Here is a 501-nt window from a genome sequence, read left to right as displayed (position 1 = left end):
GGTTAAACGACTTCCGGATATATTAACGCCTGCGCAAGTTGGGCTTATGATCAGTGAAACCAAACAGCAACGTTATCAAGTGTTTTTTCTTACTCTGTACAGCATGGGCTTACGTCTGAGTGAAGCGCTTAATCTTACGGTGCATGATATTGATAGTCAGCTTATGCAGGTACATGTTCGTGATGGCAAAGGCGGCAAAGACCGACTAATCCCAATACCGCAACGCACCCTCGCTGCACTGCGCTGCTATTGGAAAATACATCGCCATCCGCAATTACTCTTTCCCGGTCAAGGTAGAGGAGCTGATTCGCCAATGGATAAGGGTGGCGTACAAAAAGCAATGAAAAAAGTGTTAAGCACCTGCCGCATCAACAAACCGATCAGTCCGCATTCACTCAGACACTGCTTTGCAACTCACCTCTTAGAGCAAGGATTAGATCTGCGCTCTCTACAACTTTTACTCGGACATGCCAGCCTCAACACCACCGCACGCTATACCCA

The 501-nt window shown here is 47.5% G+C and carries 1 protein-coding gene; it reads left to right on the top strand.

From position 1 onward, the window contains the following. Positions 1 to 46: 46 nt before the first annotated feature. Positions 47 to 501, top strand: a 455-nt coding sequence (locus CXF72_RS00475; protein ID WP_232784833.1) for a tyrosine-type recombinase/integrase, incomplete at its 3' end; no start/stop codon positions are given.

This window comes from Psychromonas sp. MB-3u-54, assembly GCF_002836415.1.
In the GTDB taxonomy this organism is placed as follows: domain Bacteria; phylum Pseudomonadota; class Gammaproteobacteria; order Enterobacterales; family Psychromonadaceae; genus Psychromonas.
Note: the sequence above shows the minus strand (reverse complement) of the source record. Positions and strands in the feature narration are given on the sequence as shown.